Annotated in this window: 14 protein-coding genes and 1 riboswitch; of the genes, 5 read left to right on the top strand and 9 right to left on the bottom strand. The window is 37.7% G+C overall.

The features are described from left to right. Positions 1–126 precede the first annotated feature (126 nt). The 3 genes from AC1RNS_RS12360 to AC1RNS_RS12350 form a co-directional block, all read right to left on the bottom strand. On the bottom strand, positions 127–1104 hold the full coding sequence (locus tag AC1RNS_RS12360; protein WP_492992985.1) for a DMT family transporter: 978 nt from the start codon (positions 1102–1104) through the stop codon (positions 127–129). Between the two features lie 249 nt (positions 1105–1353). Continuing rightward, the gene (gene pepT / locus AC1RNS_RS12355; protein WP_492992983.1) at positions 1354–2583 is read right to left on the bottom strand and encodes a peptidase T; all 1230 of its coding nucleotides are present in this window, start codon (positions 2581–2583) and stop codon (positions 1354–1356) included. Positions 2584–2875: 292 nt separating this feature from the next. Next, the gene (locus AC1RNS_RS12350) at positions 2876–3529 is read right to left on the bottom strand and encodes a lysoplasmalogenase (RefSeq protein WP_492992981.1); all 654 of its coding nucleotides are present in this window, start codon (positions 3527–3529) and stop codon (positions 2876–2878) included. A 166-nt stretch (positions 3530–3695) separates the two neighbouring features. Here AC1RNS_RS12350 and AC1RNS_RS12345 point away from each other — a divergent pair, with 166 nt between their 5' ends. After that, positions 3696–5375, top strand: a complete 1680-nt coding sequence (locus AC1RNS_RS12345; RefSeq protein ID WP_492992979.1) for a hypothetical protein — start codon at positions 3696–3698, stop codon at positions 5373–5375. Positions 5376–5430: 55 nt separating this feature from the next. Here the strand turns inward: AC1RNS_RS12345 and AC1RNS_RS12340 are convergent, their stop codons facing one another. Together AC1RNS_RS12340 and chrR are read right to left on the bottom strand one after the other, a co-directional pair. Further along, entirely contained in the window at positions 5431–5856 is a 426-nt protein-coding gene (locus AC1RNS_RS12340; RefSeq protein WP_492992977.1) for a hypothetical protein, read from the bottom strand. A 213-nt stretch (positions 5857–6069) separates the two neighbouring features. Continuing rightward, positions 6070–6801 carry a class II chromate reductase ChrR gene (chrR, locus tag AC1RNS_RS12335; RefSeq protein ID WP_492992976.1) on the bottom strand — a complete coding sequence of 244 codons (732 nt, stop codon included), beginning with the start codon at positions 6799–6801 and terminating at the stop codon, positions 6070–6072. A gap of 281 nt (positions 6802–7082) precedes the next feature. On the opposite strand from chrR, the gene scpC reads away from it, so the two are divergent. Continuing rightward, a complete protein-coding gene (gene scpC, locus AC1RNS_RS12330; protein WP_492992975.1) occupies positions 7083–8606 on the top strand; it encodes a succinyl-CoA:acetate CoA-transferase ScpC in 1524 nt (507 codons plus the stop codon). A gap of 433 nt (positions 8607–9039) precedes the next feature. Here the strand turns inward: scpC and AC1RNS_RS12325 are convergent, their stop codons facing one another. Both AC1RNS_RS12325 and AC1RNS_RS12320 read right to left on the bottom strand, forming a co-directional pair. Beyond that, positions 9040–10521, bottom strand: a complete 1482-nt coding sequence (locus tag AC1RNS_RS12325; protein ID WP_492992974.1) for a DASS family sodium-coupled anion symporter — start codon at positions 10519–10521, stop codon at positions 9040–9042. A gap of 196 nt (positions 10522–10717) precedes the next feature. Continuing rightward, entirely contained in the window at positions 10718–11350 is a 633-nt protein-coding gene (locus tag AC1RNS_RS12320) for a glycerol-3-phosphate acyltransferase (RefSeq protein WP_492992973.1), read from the bottom strand. 156 nt (positions 11351–11506) lie between these two features. Beyond that, positions 11507–11620: riboswitch (SAM riboswitch) on the top strand. Between the two features lie 118 nt (positions 11621–11738). Between AC1RNS_RS12320 and AC1RNS_RS12315 the strand changes: the two genes are divergently transcribed. Both AC1RNS_RS12315 and AC1RNS_RS12310 read left to right on the top strand, forming a co-directional pair. After that, the gene (locus tag AC1RNS_RS12315; protein WP_492992971.1) at positions 11739–13040 is read left to right on the top strand and encodes an O-acetylhomoserine aminocarboxypropyltransferase/cysteine synthase family protein; all 1302 of its coding nucleotides are present in this window, start codon (positions 11739–11741) and stop codon (positions 13038–13040) included. A 381-nt stretch (positions 13041–13421) separates the two neighbouring features. Further along, positions 13422–13808 carry a hypothetical protein gene (locus AC1RNS_RS12310; RefSeq protein ID WP_492992969.1) on the top strand — a complete coding sequence of 129 codons (387 nt, stop codon included), beginning with the start codon at positions 13422–13424 and terminating at the stop codon, positions 13806–13808. Here the strand turns inward: AC1RNS_RS12310 and AC1RNS_RS12305 are convergent. Next, on the bottom strand, positions 13805–14074 hold the full coding sequence (locus AC1RNS_RS12305; RefSeq protein ID WP_492992968.1) for a hypothetical protein: 270 nt from the start codon (positions 14072–14074) through the stop codon (positions 13805–13807). The two genes, AC1RNS_RS12310 and AC1RNS_RS12305, sit on opposite strands and share 4 nt — an antisense overlap. Before the next feature lie 495 nt (positions 14075–14569). Here AC1RNS_RS12305 and AC1RNS_RS12300 point away from each other — a divergent pair, with 495 nt between their 5' ends. After that, positions 14570–15556 (top strand): homoserine dehydrogenase, encoded by a 987-nt coding sequence (locus AC1RNS_RS12300; protein ID WP_492992966.1) that lies wholly within the window; start codon positions 14570–14572, stop codon positions 15554–15556. A 328-nt stretch (positions 15557–15884) separates the two neighbouring features. On the opposite strand, the gene AC1RNS_RS12295 is transcribed toward AC1RNS_RS12300, so the two are convergent. After that, the gene (locus AC1RNS_RS12295; protein WP_283870584.1) at positions 15885–16115 is read right to left on the bottom strand and encodes a MerR family transcriptional regulator; all 231 of its coding nucleotides are present in this window, start codon (positions 16113–16115) and stop codon (positions 15885–15887) included. Between the last annotated feature and the right edge of the window lie 221 nt (positions 16116–16336).

The raw sequence follows: 16336 nt of genomic DNA, 5'->3' as shown, positions 1-16336 counted from the left end.
TAGCCTGGAACGGAAATCACCTTCATTTTGACTAAATATTCACAAAGAGTCCCTTGACTATTTAATTTTTCAACACTGTGTGTACATCACTAAAGTAAATTTAATGATGTACATTTGACTTTAATATTACAGAGTAGGGCTGTTATGAGAGGTAGATTGTTGGACAGCACTTTTTTTCCCAAGTATCATCGTGTAGTAGCTGTGTAAGAGCATACCTACAATAATGACGCCTAGACCAGCTAAAGCAATTGGATCCGGGAAGGCGATACCGAGTAATAATACTTCACCAATAATAACAAAAAGAATTTCAGTCGATTGTGTTGCTTCAACTGCAGCAAGTTTACCTTGATGGTCTCTCACTCGATCGGTCGCAATGAAAAATAAGATTGTGGCAATAACACCTGAGCTGATACCGACAAGCAAAGATTGAAGCATTTGGTTTATGGAAGGAAGCCCAACTGTTGCTAGGGCATAAACGGCCATAATAATCCATGCTGGCATAGAGGCGATGGTCATACCTAGAACTCGCTGAAATGTATCAATACGTCCTCCGCAGATTTCCATCATTTTGCGATTACCAAGAGGGTATGCAAACGATGCAACTACGACAGGCATGATGCCAAGTATTAAGCTTTTCATTGGAACAGATTGTGCCTGTGGTACTTGAATAAGCAATATACCAGCTAAAATAACACTTGAAATCAGTAATGAAATAAGCGGTATTTTTTGACGCACTGTTTTTCCTGCTACGATCGAAACAAAGAGGGGAGCTAGTAATACACCAGCAACTATTGTAAACTGCCATGTTCCTGAAACGAGCCAGCCTGGTCCAAAGGCTGCTGCGAATGTGAGAGGCGCATAAAATAATACGAACCCAACAAAGCTCCATAGCAGCCATGCGATAGGCTGTGCTTTCATTTCGCCAGATAGTTGGGGAAAGCCCTTTCTGTAGAAGACAATTACGAGTAAAAATGGAAGCATGAAGAAATAACGAAGAGATGCGCTCCATAACCAGCTACCACCTTGCATCTCCATTGCATGATTTAAGATGAATGTAACAGCAAAAAATAGTGAAGCCAAAATACCTAATGCAATTTCTTTCATAGAAGTCACCTCAATTTGAGTTAATAATTCGTAAGTGAAATGTTAATATGTAATTCGAAAATTCAGTTATTTATCTTCATTCAGGCAGAAGACTCCCATCTCTCCATGTGGTGAGATGAATGCGGTTTTGGTTCCTTTTCAGTGGGTGTCGAAGATAAAGCCTCCGGACGCAATTACGTCAAGGCGAAATTGATTCTGAAAAAATTACGAAGAAAGGAGAAAGCCCTTCTTCGTAATTAAAATTATATCTTATTTTCCTTGCTGTTCAAATAGCTGAACAATCTCAATAATAACCTGTGTCGCCTTTTCCATTGTTTCAGCAGATACATATTCATATTTACCATGCATATTTTCTCCGCCTGCAAAAATATTTGGTGTTGGTAAGCCCATGTAAGACAGCTGTGAGCCATCCGTACCTCCACGAATCGGTAATGTAATTGGTGTAATATCTAATTTTTCCATTGCTGCACGTGCTATGTCAACAATTTCTTTTACAGGTTCAATTTTTTCACCCATATTATAGTATTGATCTTCGATAGTAATAGTTAATGCATCCTCACCAAATTGAGCTTTAATTTTGGCAGCCGCATCAAGCATAAGTTGCTTCTTCTCCTCAAACTTTTGACGATCGTGGTCGCGTACAATATAGGAAAGCTCTGTATGCTCGATAGCTCCCTTGAAGCCCATTAAGTGAATAAAGCCCTCATAGCCATCTGTTTTTTCTGGTACTGCATCAGCAGGCATTTCATTTTGGAAGGCTATAGCCATTGTGATGGCATTTACCATTTTATTTTTTGCAGAACCAGGGTGTACACTTGTACCCTTTGTCACAATCTTTACACCAGCAGCATTAAAGCTTTCATATTGTAACTCGCCAAGTGGTCCGCCATCCAACGTATAAGCATAGTCGGCTCCAAAAGCAGCTACATCAAATTTATGAGGACCACGTCCAATTTCTTCGTCTGGTGTAAATGCTACACGTAATTTACCATGTTTAATAGACGGATTGTTTTTTAGGTATTCCATCGCCGTCATAATTTCTGCAATACCTGCTTTATCGTCTGCACCTAATAATGTAGTGCCATCTGTTGTGATTAACGTTTGCCCTACATAATTTTTAAGCTCCGGAAAATCCGTTGGTGACATCACTAAATTTTCATTTAGCTGAATATTTCTGCCATCATAATTATCTATGCGCTGTGGATTGACATTTGTACCAGTATAATCAGTAGCTGTATCAACATGTGCTAAAAAGCCGATAGTAGGTACTTTTTTATCTGTATTCGCCTCTAGTGTTGCAAATAAATAACCATTTTCATCTAATGTAACATCCGTTAAACCTATTGCAGCTAGTTCATCTTTTAAAATGTGCAATAAATCAAATTGCTTTTGTGTAGAAGGAGTTGTTTCACTTGTAAAGTCAGATTGTGTATCAATTTTTGCATAACGGATTAATCGCTCGATTACTTGTTCTTTCATAAAGTATGGCCTCCTAATGTGTATGTTTAACTTATTTTAGCAGGTGTCCATACACCTGCTGAAATAGAGGAACTCAGTCTAAGTATGCCATGTCCTGTGCAAAGCGACAGCAACACGGTTTATCTGTGCGAAAGCGAAGCGACAGCAACACGGTTTTATCTGTGCGAAAGCGAAGCGACAGCAACAACAACAACAACACACAACTGAGTGACCAACATCATGCTAATGACGCTACGTTAGCACTACGCTTTCATGCAAAAAACATCTGTTGGCCCAAAGCCTCCGGTGGATATTATTGTAACACTTTACTTCGGATTTCGGAATATTGAAGGATGCTTAAAGCTATGAGTAATTGAGCGCTGTAATAGGTCAGCATAATAATCTCATGTGAAAAGGATAGGGGCATTACAAATTTATTAATGGCTAAATAGGAATCCGATGCGATAAATAACAGCGCCCCAATTATTGCGAAAGTGGAGCCTGTACGAATCGCAGTCCAACCCATCATTAAGATAATGGATATATACGCGATGACTGCAATACCTAGGACGACATCTCCAGAAGAAAGTACCGTTCCAGCAATCCACATAGCCATACTTGCCCCATAAACAAGTAAAATTATTTTTGCCCATGATGGTACCTGTCGCTCATTAGTAGACGAAAAGGCAAAGATATAAAAAATATGACCGATTAAAAAACTTGTTAATCCAACGAGAAACCACTGTAATGTATAATCACCCACCATACAAAAAATAAGACCAACAACAATCAGCAACTGGTACTTCTTTATGCCTTTTTGAGAAGCAGCTAAAATAATGATTAATAGCATAGGGATAACTTTAAAGATAAGCTTTATATTTTCTTCTATATGGGAATAGAAAAAAATATAATAAAAACCAAACACAACGATGACAGAAATTAAAAATTTTTTAAACAAATATTTCATCTCCTTTTCATTGAAATTCTTTATCTATGTTAAAATTTCCTTTATGAAGTCTTCTAATTTGATAAAAATCATTAATCAAGAAAGATTGATCCTCATGTAATGTATGAAACTTTTTACGAATGCAGTCGTAAATAAGTAGACAGTTAGCTAAGAAAGGGTGAGCAAAATGACCAAGCTATTAATAGCTTCAGCAGTCATTGCACTAATTGCGAGTATATTATTAACACCGCTTATAACGAAGAAGCGAGAAGATGGAAAATCTAAAAAGGTAATTGGATACTTTTTTATAGGTGTCTTTGTACTAGGATTTCTAGCTACTGGCATCACAGTATATGTCACAAAAATGGATGTAAACTGGCTTGCATTTTGGCCAGCTGTTATTCTATTAACATTAGGCGGGGCGTTCCTTGCAAGTGGTATTGAAAGAAAAATAAAAGGTGTGTTATTTTTAGCAAGTTTAGGGGTTGCCATATATGTATTATCAGCTCCTTTATGGAATGCCAACAACAAATTTACATCAGCAGAAATGAAGGAAGAGGTCGAGATAAAGCCGTTTGATGAAACACAAACACCAGCTAGTGTACCTCCTAAATTTGCACGTAATAAGATGAAAAAAGCGTTTGGTCAAGTACCGAATACGAGCTATTATGAATTAGGGCGCTTACAAATTCAAAAAGTAAATGGTGAGTATGTGTATATTGCACCCGTTGAATTTTCAGGCTTTTTTAAATGGATGAACGGTGGCTCTACACCAGGTTATTTTATGATGAGTGCGACAGATTCAGCAGATAATCCAAAATTCGTGGAGCAAGCAATGAAGTATGTTCCTTCAGCTTACTTGAATTCTAATTTAGAGCGTCATATTCGCTTACAGCATCCTTTCCTTATTTTCTATGGAGATGTACAACTTGAAGTAGATGATGAAGGTAAGCCGTATTACATTCGTTCCTATGGTGAATTTGTTTCAGCACGTAATGGCTTTGATGTAAAAGGGATTGTATTAGTGGATGCGTTAACAGGAAAATCCGAAGTTGTGAAGTTGGAGGATGTTCCAGAATTTATTGATGGCGCGGTTTCACCTGAGACTGTAAGCTTACAAAACAGCTACTTTGGTAATTATGTTCATGGATTTTGGAACAGTAAATTTGGGAAAAAGGATGTAAAACTTCCTTCAGATGAGGGAACAGAATCGAATGTCAGCCCAATTTTTGATGAAAAAGGCGATATGTATTATTTCACAGATTTTACGAGTCCTAAAGAGGGTGTCGATTCGATGCTCGGTTATTCTTTAACAAATGCACGTACAGGTCAAGCGACTTACTATACTGGAAATTTGGATTCATCTTATATGGATTCACAAGGGAATTTGCAAATTATTGAGAAGAAATTTATTGAGAAGAAATGGTCTGGTGAAATGCCTGTATTATATAACTTTTACGGGGAAGCTAGTTGGTTAACTGCGGTGCTTGATTCAAATGGTTTTTTACAAAACTATTTCATTGTTTCAGCAGCAAATCCTGAAATTTCGGTTTTTGCAACAACCCCTAAAGAGGCACTAAAACTGTATAAAACAGCCTTGAGCCGAGGAGGAAATACGGTTGATGGCAGTTCGAATGCAACTGAAAAAAATGCTAGTGGGAAAGTATTACGCGTATATAAAGAGCGTCTAGGCGACTTTACCGTTGTATCATTTTTATTAAGTAATGGGGAAAATTACTTAGTGAGTGCAGAAACGGAACCACTTTCAATTTATTTACAAGAAGGCGATGAAGTCATTCTTACTTACGGGGATACAGGTGAGCAGTTCCTCCCTGTACGTACTCTTATAATTAAAGGTCTACAATAGAAAATATGCTAAAAAAAGACGATCTAGTTGCAAATAAATTGCGCAGATCGTCTTTTTATGTTGTTTGGGATTGAATATAGTAAAGCATCTTTTCTTGATGATTAATAAAAAGTGTTTTTGCATGCTCGTTTAAGTCGAAAATTTCCTGAATATATTCATGAAGTATCTTCTGTTCATATTCAAAAGAGCAGGGATCTTCATTTTCTAATACATATGACAACAAAAGTGTATGTAATACTAATACTTCTAAGTTTTGTGTATTGGTAATAAATTTCAAATTGAAGATAGTTGTATGGGAAACGAATTCATTTACATAATCGATAGCACTCTGATAAACGGTCATATCTATATGAGGCTCCAGCCTCTTTCTTAATAACATACATTTATTATTTAAGTCTTGAATTTTTAAAAACAAACCTCTAACACTTCGCTTATGTTGTTGTTCTAAAGTACGAGCAAGATGTTTATTGACATGGGACATTTGAACAGAACTCCTTTCCACATAAAGTCATCATCTATAAATATGAATGGAATTGTTGGAAAAGGAAAGAGTCTTTTCGTTTAATTTGTACCTTAATTTAACATAATAATAGAGACGAATATACTAATTGCAATATGACGAGCTATTCTACATATAAAAAAGTGGAGTTAGTATCATACGATAGTAACCCCACCTATAAAATCTGAATTGAAACTATTTCCAATTGAAACCTTTTTTAGCTAAGAATTCATTAATATGTGGACGGCGTTGTTCCATTAAAAAATCAGCCATTTGTTTTGTCCAGTTGTCAATTTTTCTATTGGAAGAACGACTATTATAATAGGCTTCCATTGTTTCATTGTAACTTGGTAAAAGCTCCTCGTACTGTTGTGCATTGTATTCATTTTCATGTAGGATTGCAGCAACTGGTAGCCGAGGTTTTACTTCATTACGGCGAGCGGGAACCCCAATCGTTAAGCCAAAGAGTGGGAAAACATGGTCAGGTAAATCCAATAATTCGCTAATTTCCGCAGGTTTGTTACGAACACCGCCAATATAGCAAATACCGTATCCCATTGACTCTGCAGCAATAACAAAGTTTTGAGCAAATAATGATACATCTGCAACCCCAACAAGCACGTTTTCGGCTGTATCTGCTACAATTTCTACGCCTTCTAGTTTACCAGCTATTTGTAGACGTTTAAAATCTACACAAAAGACAAATGCAGCACCAGAGGTTTCGTATTGACGAGGGTTACCAGAGAGCAAGCCTAGTTGTTCCTTTTTTTCCTCATCTGTTACCAAAATAACACTATAAGCTTGTACAAAATGAGAGGTAGCAGCCATTTGCGCAGTAGCAATTAACTCCTCGATAATTTCCTTCGAAATTGGATTACCATCATAAATTCGAACCGAAGAGTGGTTACGCAATAAATCTTTAACCATTTAATATTCTCCTTTTTCCCTTATATATATGAAGAGCATATCACGCTTTTTCTACAAAATCGAATGTATTAGACGCTTAAACTATTTTTAAATAATTAATAAATGTATAAAATTTCTCGAAAAATATAATATTTTCTCGTATGTAGATTAAATATTCTAAATAGTATAAAATTGTGTATGCGACGGTTTATTTGGTATAACTTCTAATATTCGGAATTACGCAACGGGATACCTACCAAGTAATTCAGTTGAACAAAAAAAGTGGGATGGAGGAATAAGGAATGGAAGAAAAGTTAGCGAAAAAGCTTCGTAATGAACAGCTGAGAAGCAAGGTTGTCACAGCAGAAGAAGCAGCATCTTGGATTAAGGATGGTATGGTACTTGGGATGAGTGGATTTACACGTGCTGGTGATGTTAAAGTAGTGCCGCTTGCACTTGTTGAAAAAGCTAAAAAAGAGAGCTTTCAGGTAGATGTATATACAGGTGCATCACTAGGTCCTGAAGTTGACCAGTACTTAGCCGAGGCTGGCGTTATTCGTAAACGTGGACCTTTCCAGGCAGATGCGGGAATTCGAAATAAAATCAACAGTGGTGATATTACATTTGTCGATGCGCATCTGTCACACAATGCAGAATTAGTACGACAGAGCATTATAGGTCCTATTGATTTTGCGATTATTGAAGCGGCTGCTATTACAGAAGATGGCTTACTAATTCCTACAACTTCAGTTGGTAATTCTCCGATTTTTGTACAAGAGGCCAATCAAGTAATTATTGAGCTGAATGTGGCTCAGCTTGATGCATTAGAGGGAGTGCATGATATCTTTGTTCCAGGACCACAAGGAAAACGTGACCCAATTCTATTACAAAAGGCTTCAGATAGACTTGGCACAACAGGTATTCCGCTAGATTTAGAGAAAGTAAAGGGTATTGTGATTTCTGATATTTTAGATGCGCCATCAACAATTGTTCCGGCTGATGAAGAAACAGATATTATGGCCAATCATTTATTAAGCTTCCTACGTGATGAAATTAAAGTGGGACGTTTAACAACGAGTTTACGACCAATTCAGTCAGGAGTAGGGTCCGTAGCAAATGCTGTATTATTAGGCTTCAAAGAGTCTGAGTTTGAAAATTTAGAGGTCTACTCAGAAGTGCTGCAGGATGCAGTATTCGAATTAATTGATGCTGGTAAAGTAAGTTTTGCATCTGCTACTTCTATTACCCTGTCAGAGGAAGTTGGAAACCGGGTTTATGGTAATTTTGATAAATATGCAGATAAATTAGTATTACGCCCACAGGAAATTTCGAATCAGCCAGAAATTATTCGCCGACTCGGGTTGATTTCTGTAAATACAGCGCTGGAAGTTGATATTTACGGAAATGTGAATTCAACGCATGTTTCTGGCACAAAAATGATGAATGGTATTGGTGGTTCTGGAGACTTTGCACGTAACGCACGATTGGGTATTTTCGTCACAAAGTCTTACGCAAAAGGTGGTAATATCTCAAGTATTGTTCCAATGGTATCACATGTGGATCATACAGAGCACGATGTAGACGTAATCGTGACAGAGCAGGGGGTAGCGGACTTGCGAGGACTGGCTCCGAAAGAAAGAGTTGCGTTAATTATCGATAATTGTGCACATCCTGAGTATCGTGAGCAATTATGGAAGTATTTTAACGATGCTAATGAAGCAACAGGTGGACATCATACGCCGCACGACTTAGAGAAAGCGCTTTCATGGCATATTAATTATGCAAAAAGCGGCACTATGAAGGACGCAGCATTATCAAAAAAATAATAGAATAGTATAACAAAAGTCTTGAAGGATAGCTAATTTATCCTTCAAGACTTTCGTGTTAATAATAGTATCCAAAAGAAAAGCTCGGGTTGCTCAGGGAACTGATTGTATTGCTCAAAGAAAAGCTCAGATCACCCGAAGAACTGATCGGTTTGACCAAAGAAAGCTCGGGTCACCCGAAAAACTGGTCGGGTTGCTCAAAGAAAAGCTCGGGTCACCCGAAGGACTGATCGGGTTACTCAAAGAAAAGCTCGGGTCACCCGAAGAACTGATCGGGTTGCTCAAAGAAAAGCTCGGGTCACCCATAGAACTGATCGGGTTGCTCAAAGAAAAGCTCGGGTCACCCGTAGAACTGATCGAGTTGCCCAAAGAAAAGCTCAGGCTTCCCAAAGACTTGCCCAGATACTCATTAAAGAGTACTTAATGACTCTATTTACAATAATCCAATCCATTTCCAGTAAGTCATGGAGAACAGAAGCACTAGGATGAAACCAATAATGGTTAATGGAATACCAGATTTCAAGAAATCCTTTGTTGTAAAAGCACCTGTACCATAAGCAAGCATATTTTGTGGTGCGCTTATCGGTAACAGGAATCCAAAGCTAATTACAAATTGCTGCACGATGACGAAACCGACCTGATCAACATTAGTAGTTAATGTGGAGGCCAAAACGATAAACACAGGTACAAGCGCAGATGCTAAGCTTGTCGCACTGGCAAAACCTAAGTGAATAAGAATATTAAATAGTGTAACCAATGCGATTGTTGCTAGTATCGGCATAGTATCTAGACCAAGTGAACCAAACACCTTGTCAGATAACCATGATGCACCTTTCGTATTCAATAAAACTGTGCCTAGCATAATACCTACCGCAAAGACGATAATTGTCCCCCAAGGAATATGAGGCTCAACTTCCTTCCAAGTATAAACACCAATTTTGGGCATTAATAGAATAGCGATGGCAATAATTGTGACTGTTGTTGTGTCGAATGGGTGTAGCTTGCCCTCAGTTGCCCAGAAAAATAGTAAAATCATTGACGTAATGATTAAACGAATTTCTGGAGCTTTTAATGGGCCTAGTTCTGCAAGCTGCTTTTTGATTACCTCTTTACCGCCTTCTATGTTATTAGTTTCAGGCTTAATCAGAGAAATCATAATGAAAAATAAAGCTATAGACATGATAATCGAGAAGGGGGCTGCGTAGAGTAACCAGGTACCCCAAGAAATATCCACATTAAATTGTTCTTGAATAAAATTTAAAGCGACCATATTTTGAGCGGCTGCTGTCTTAATCCCAATATTCCAAATGGAGACGGCCTGTACTGAGGTAATGACAAGTAAGGCAGCGAGTCGGCTATCACGAGGCAAACCAAATGCAGCGACCATTCCAAGTAGTATTGGGACCACTGCTCCGGCACGAGCTGTAGCAGAAGGAACAAAAAATGCGAGTGCTATAGATACTAAAATGGCCCCAAAAACGATTGCTTTTGTTTTAGTCCCTACAAGCGAAAGTATCCATAGGGCAAGTCGTTTATGTAAGTTGGTAATTTGCATCGCTGCTGCTAAAAATAGAGCTGCGGCTACTAGGGCGACTGCAGAATTACTAAATCCACTTAAAGCTAGTTTTAAGGCACCTGCTGTTCCTAATTCTGTTGTTGGATCGTCTATTGACGGAGCAAGTCCTAGTAAAACAGTTACGAGTGCGATAATCATGGCAGAGCTGACAGGATATGAAACTGCTTCCGTTACCCAAAGGATGACTGCGAAAGCTAAGATGGCTAAAGCCCGTTGACCCGCAACAGGTAAATCGCCGCTATTAGGTAAAAAAATAATGATGATTAATGAAGCAAAGGCTAAACCAATCCAAAGTGGCTTCAAATTACGTTTTGCTGCTTCTTGTTGAAGTGTAGACATATTTTCTCATCCTTTCTACAATAAATATGACGATTATTGTCTATAACATCGGTCAGTAAAATGTTTTATTAAGAAAATAATTTGTCTATTTACTGGAGAAAAAATTAATATGTGAAATACTCTTTTTTTACAGCATTAATAGTAAATAAAGAGAAAATATATGGTCATAGAAAAGACAAAAACATCCAAAAAATTATTATTTCTTTTTCTTAAAAGCTGAAGTTACTTTAGGCTCTGTTCCTTTGACTAATCGTTTAATATTTTCTATATGCAAAATGATAGCTATTCCAAAAAGTAGCAAAGCAATGATCGTTGGACCTATCCCAGGAATCCATAAAAAAGTTGCTGTACAAAAAACAAGATAAAACTCTAAAACGCCAACGATTAAATAGTTTGTTGCAAAAGATAAAATGACAAATAAAATAAGTGCAAATAAACCAATTTTCCAATCAACAGCAAGCAAGATTCCTATGATGGAGGCTGTACCTTTACCGCCATTAAAGCCCATATGAAATGGAAAATTATGACCTAGAATGACACCTGCTGCTATGAGATAGATGAAGAGCCAAACCTGTACCTCTGTGTAATGTGTTGCATCTGCTAGATAGAAATGTGCGCCGATAATCGCTAATACACCTTTACCAATATCGATAATCGCTACTAATACCCCATATTTCCATCCTAGGGAAAGGGTTGCATTGGATGCACCTGCATTCCCATGACCAGTCTTTTTTAAATCTACACCGGATAAAAACTGAGCCACTTTAGAGCCATGAAGACAGCCGATAAAATAACCAACAATAATAAATAGAATGATGGTTTTGATCATGAAAATCCTCCTTTCTAAATAAATATTAAAATAGTGTATGCGTTCATATTACGTAAAGAAGCAGACTGAAGTTTCGGAAAAAATAAAATTTTAGTATTGACAGAAAAAAAGTCTATGTTTATACTGTGTAACAACGATGGAAATTGAATCTCAATACTCTTATCAAGAGCGGCGGAGGGATAGGCCCTATGATGCCCGGCAACCAGTAAGTGACATACTTGCTAAGGTGCTAATTCCTACAGATTCTTACTTGGATCTGGCAGATAAGGGGAGGAAAACTTGCAACCGCAACCCTCTTCTTAGCTGAAGGGGGTTTTTGTTTTTCTACTGAAAAAATCCTCCTCATCTCCGGTACCATCGTAAAAAAATAACCACTTGGAGGTATATAATGACAAATTTTAAACCAGAAACATTGCTGTTACATGGTGGCCAAGAGCCAGACCCAGTAACAGGATCTCGTACCGTACCCGTATATCGCTCAACAGCTTTTGTGTTTAAAGACACTGCCCATGCGCAACGTCTTTTTGCCTTAGAGGAAGCTGGTAATATTTACACGCGTATTACGAACCCAACTGTAGATGTATTTGAAAAGCGTGTCGCTTTATTAGAAGGCGGTACTGCAGCAGTAGCACTTTCATCTGGTGCAGCAGCAATAGCATTTTCAATATTAAATCTTGCAGGTGCAGGGGATGAAATTGTTGCAGCTAGCTCTTTATATGGTGGTACTTATAACTTATTTGCTAACACACTACCAAACTATGGTATTAAAACAATTTTTGTAGATGAAACAAATCCTGAGAACTTCAAAGCAGCAATCACTGATAAAACAAAAGCAGTATTCGCTGAAATTTACGGTAACCCAAGTTTAAAAGTACTGGACATTGAAGCAGTGGCTAATATTGCACATGAAAGCGGCTTACCATTAATTATTGATAGTACATTTGCTTCACCATATGGCTCTACACCAATTGACTTCGGTGCCGATATCGTTGTTCACTCCGCAACAAAATGGATTGGTGGACATGGAACAACTTTAGGTGGCGTTGTCGTTGATGCAGGGAAATTTGATTGGACTCGTGGTCGTTTCCCAGGATTCACTGAGCCAGATGCTTCCTATCATGGTATCAGATATGGTATAGACACAGCAGCAGCTGCATTTGCTACAAAACTGCGTGTACAATTACTACGTGACTTCGGACCAACATTAAGTGCTGATGCAGCATTTAATTTATTACAAGGTTTAGAAACGCTTCATTTGCGTATCCCTAAACATAACGAAAATGCTTTAGCAGTAGCTGAATATTTACGAAACCACCCATCTGTGGAATATGTAAATTATAATGGCTTAGAAGATTTTCCTACACATGATTTAGCTAAAAAATATTTAAGAAATGGCTTCGGTTCTGTGCTTACATTTGGCATTAAAGGTGGACGTGAAGCAGGGCGTAAATTAATCGATAGTGTGAAATTATTCTCCCACGTAGCTAATGTAGGGGATGCTAAATCATTAATAATTCATCCAGCTTCTACTACACATCAGCAACTATCAGCAGAAGAGCTAATTCAAACTGGCGTAACCGAGTCGCTCATTCGCTTATCAATCGGTTTAGAGGCAGTAGAGGATATTATTGCAGATTTAGAACAAGCTATTGAGCAAGTAACAGCTTCACAACAAAAGGTTGAAGCATAAAATATCGGCTAATGTTGTGGCGTTTACGTATTTTCTCATTCGATAAGCCTCATTTGGTAATGCGTAAAACGTTGCTACATCAAGCACTTATCTCATTTGATAAATTATCTGAAATTTTTTATAAATAATACCTAGTAATTTTATAAGTATTATTGACTTAGATAAAACCATGTTGTATACTAGGAAATAAGTTAAGCGTTCGAAAGGCTACCAACCTAGAACCAATTTCCAGCACTGACTTTTTGATCGGTTAGGTGCTCCAAATGATACTATGATTCCATTCGTTTTCATAAGTGCTCCCCCACTTTTGAAATATATATGAGTAGCTGCCAAGCCAGCAGCTACTCTCACTAAAAAACTGATGATAAAGGAGTGTTTTAAATGGGAAATGTTTATAGTGCACAAAACATTGCATCTTATCTTATTTACGAACTAAATGAAGGTCATGTGTTTGTGAACAACATGTCCATTCAAAACATACTGGCATCAGTTGAAAGTAAGTGGCAACAAACTTTTGGACATTCTGCTTTTGAGGAAAATGTTTATGCAAAAGAGGAAGGCTATACAGTAAAAGAAGTTTTTGAGGCATATGAAGAATATGGAATGAGTCATATTCATCTACCTGCGACAGAGTTTTATTTAAAATACGGTACATTTCAACTAGTTGAACGTACGTATGCTATACCAAATTTTACACAAGATGAAATAGGACTTGTTCAGCAAGCTATTAAACAATCTCGTTATCAGTTGTTAATAAAAGCTAGTTAATTCTCCCTCATATATTTGAGCTCATTCTCTGCTGCTACAGGGAATGAGCTTTTTAATTGAACAGAAAAAGGGAGTAAGCTATTTTTGTAAATAATTTTATGGCTATCTATCAAAAGAACAATTTTTATAGATGTTGTAACATACATATATAATAGAAGAAAGACAATCCTTTTATCAATTTCGCCTTGGCGTAATTGTTGCTGTCGCTTCGCTTTCGCACAGATAAACAATGCGTCAGGATTTTGAATTGTGCCTGCACAATTCATTCCTTCTAAAAATCCGTGACATTCGCCGGAGGCTTTATCTTCATTCAGTAAGTGTTTGGAAACCCACTGAAAAGGAACCTAAACCGCATTCATCTCACCATCTGTAGAGGTAGTAGTCTCCTACTGAATGAAGATAAAAAATCGTCAATATTTGTTCATAGATTATAGAACATCTTAAAAAACGTATAATAAAGGGAATGAAACCGATTTCTTTTGCACGTCTAGGGAAAACAAATGTCCGTCCTAGAAAGATTTTTCTTGTGCAATGTATGTATTTGCGTTACAATTTTCTTTAAGTTAAATTTTGAATTATTTGAATTTGTACGTCGGTTTATCTACATGAGCCAAATTTATTCTAGATGAGGGTGAAATACCAAAAAGTCATATTTATCAAAGTTACTTTACTGGTGTACGCACATTTCAAAATTAGTACGGATGAAGCTAATGCTTAAATATAATGAAACTGCGGAATGTAAGTTGGAGGGAATAACAGGAATGGCAACTATAAAGGCAGCGATCTTAGGATTTGGGACGGTAGGTCAGGGGATTTACCATATATTAAACGAAAAGCGAGAAGAGCTTAAAAATAAATTAGGCATTGAGTTAGAAGTAGCAAAAATCTTAGTGACAGATGCTAGTCGTGAACGTGTACCTGGCACAGCACATTTGATGACAACTAGTATGGATGATGTATTAGCGGAACCGGGCATGCAGGTTGTTTTTGAGGCAATCGTGAATGAGGAGCCAGCTTTTACATATTTAAAGCGCGCAGTTGAACATAAATGTCATGTCATTACTGCTAATAAGGTAATGTTCGCTAAGAGAGGCTTAGAGTTACAAGATCTTGCGAAAGTGAATGGTGTTTTTGTAGGTTATGAGGCGACAACTGCGGGCGGAGTACCTGTCATTAAAACAATGAAAAATATTTTACTTGTCAATGACGTAAGTCGTATTCAAGGCATTCTAAATGGGACATGTAACTATATATTAACGAAAATGCGTGCAGAAGGATGGTCGTTTGAGACGGCGCTAAAAGAAGCACAAAATTTAGGGTACGCAGAGGCAGACCCATATAACGATATTTCAGGTCAAGATTCGTTTAAGAAATTAATGGTGTTAAGTGCATTGGCATTTGGTGAGCAGCCGGATTGGGCAGAAGTAGAAGTGATTGGCATTGACAGCATTTCTGCTGAACAGGTAAAGGAAGCAACTGCAAAGGGTCTGCGCTATCGTCATGTTGCAGAGGTAGAAAGACTAGCAGATGGTAAGATTATAGCCAAAGTAGAACCTTTATTAGTAGACGCAGAACACCCGCTGTATCCAGTAGATGATGTAAATAATGCTGTTGCCTTAGATACGAACTATATCGGCACTTTGACGCTTGTAGGACCTGGTGCAGGCATGTATCCTACAGCCAGTGTTATGGTTGAGGATTATGCTGAAATTATTGGTAAACGTGCTGGGTTTGTTGTGAGTATTTAACTTCTTTCATCAAAAATCTCCCACCTGTATAGATGGTGAGATGAATGCGAATTTTAGCTACTTTTCAGCGGGTGTCCAAACACCCGCTGAAAGAAGTTAAGTCTCCGGCGGATGTCACGGAATCGAAAAGGAGTTAATAATGGATGTTAGCCTAAAATCATCGCATCCATTCGATAACGGCTAACTGATCTGCATCACGCAGGCCTAAGCACAAAGACTATTCCAGACGCAATTATGCCGAGGCATAATTGATATAGTAAAACGCAAAGTTACAAGGATTGCTACTTGATAACTTTGCGTTTTTTGTTGAACGATCTACATTAATTTGTTAATCCTCGTCCTTCACATCGATATCCTCAGGTATTGGAGTATTACGCCAAATTTCTATTTCTTCTTTAATGCGTTCTAACTGATCAAAGTACGTATTAAACTGTCCGCTATTAATTAAGATTTGGTCTCCATCATATACAGATCGAATGCGTCCTTCATAGACTAATCGTAGAATTTGGTCTTCAGACATGCCAAGATCTATCGCTGTTTCTTCAACTGTTTTATACATATTTTTCTCTCCTTTTATCTTGATTCAGCAATTCTTTACTGTGCGAAAGCGTAGCGGCAAGTATAGAATGCTTCTCCCCCCTAAAAGTGGAGAGATGAATGCGGTTTTTTCAGCGAGCGTACAAATGCCTGCTGAATCAAGATAAAGCAGTGAATATCACGGTTTTTGAAGAGGAGCTTTTTGAGCGAGCTCGGAAAAATCCGAACGTAATTACGCTAGAG

Source organism: Lysinibacillus sp. GW821-FHT14F06 (assembly GCF_058803665.1).
Note: the sequence above shows the minus strand (reverse complement) of the source record. Positions and strands in the feature narration are given on the sequence as shown.

Excerpts from the sequence above, each read along its gene's own strand:
- AC1RNS_RS12300 (WP_492992966.1), top strand. The coding sequence starts at position 14,570 with ATGGCAACTATAAAGGCAGCGATCTTAGGATTTGGGACGGTAGGTCAG.
- pepT (WP_492992983.1), bottom strand. The coding sequence starts at position 2,583 with ATGAAAGAACAAGTAATCGAGCGATTAATCCGTTATGCAAAAATTGAT.
- AC1RNS_RS12350 (WP_492992981.1), bottom strand. The coding sequence starts at position 3,529 with ATGAAATATTTGTTTAAAAAATTTTTAATTTCTGTCATCGTTGTGTTT.
- AC1RNS_RS12360 (WP_492992985.1), bottom strand. The coding sequence starts at position 1,104 with ATGAAAGAAATTGCATTAGGTATTTTGGCTTCACTATTTTTTGCTGTT.
- chrR (WP_492992976.1), bottom strand. The coding sequence starts at position 6,801 with ATGGTTAAAGATTTATTGCGTAACCACTCTTCGGTTCGAATTTATGAT.
- AC1RNS_RS12345 (WP_492992979.1), top strand. The coding sequence starts at position 3,696 with ATGACCAAGCTATTAATAGCTTCAGCAGTCATTGCACTAATTGCGAGT.
- AC1RNS_RS12295 (WP_283870584.1), bottom strand. The coding sequence starts at position 16,115 with ATGTATAAAACAGTTGAAGAAACAGCGATAGATCTTGGCATGTCTGAA.
- scpC (WP_492992975.1), top strand. The coding sequence starts at position 7,083 with ATGGAAGAAAAGTTAGCGAAAAAGCTTCGTAATGAACAGCTGAGAAGC.
- AC1RNS_RS12320 (WP_492992973.1), bottom strand. The coding sequence starts at position 11,350 with ATGATCAAAACCATCATTCTATTTATTATTGTTGGTTATTTTATCGGC.
- AC1RNS_RS12305 (WP_492992968.1), bottom strand. The coding sequence starts at position 14,074 with ATGAATTGTGCAGGCACAATTCAAAATCCTGACGCATTGTTTATCTGT.
- AC1RNS_RS12325 (WP_492992974.1), bottom strand. The coding sequence starts at position 10,521 with ATGTCTACACTTCAACAAGAAGCAGCAAAACGTAATTTGAAGCCACTT.
- AC1RNS_RS12310 (WP_492992969.1), top strand. The coding sequence starts at position 13,422 with ATGGGAAATGTTTATAGTGCACAAAACATTGCATCTTATCTTATTTAC.
- AC1RNS_RS12315 (WP_492992971.1), top strand. The coding sequence starts at position 11,739 with ATGACAAATTTTAAACCAGAAACATTGCTGTTACATGGTGGCCAAGAG.
- AC1RNS_RS12340 (WP_492992977.1), bottom strand. The coding sequence starts at position 5,856 with ATGTCCCATGTCAATAAACATCTTGCTCGTACTTTAGAACAACAACAT.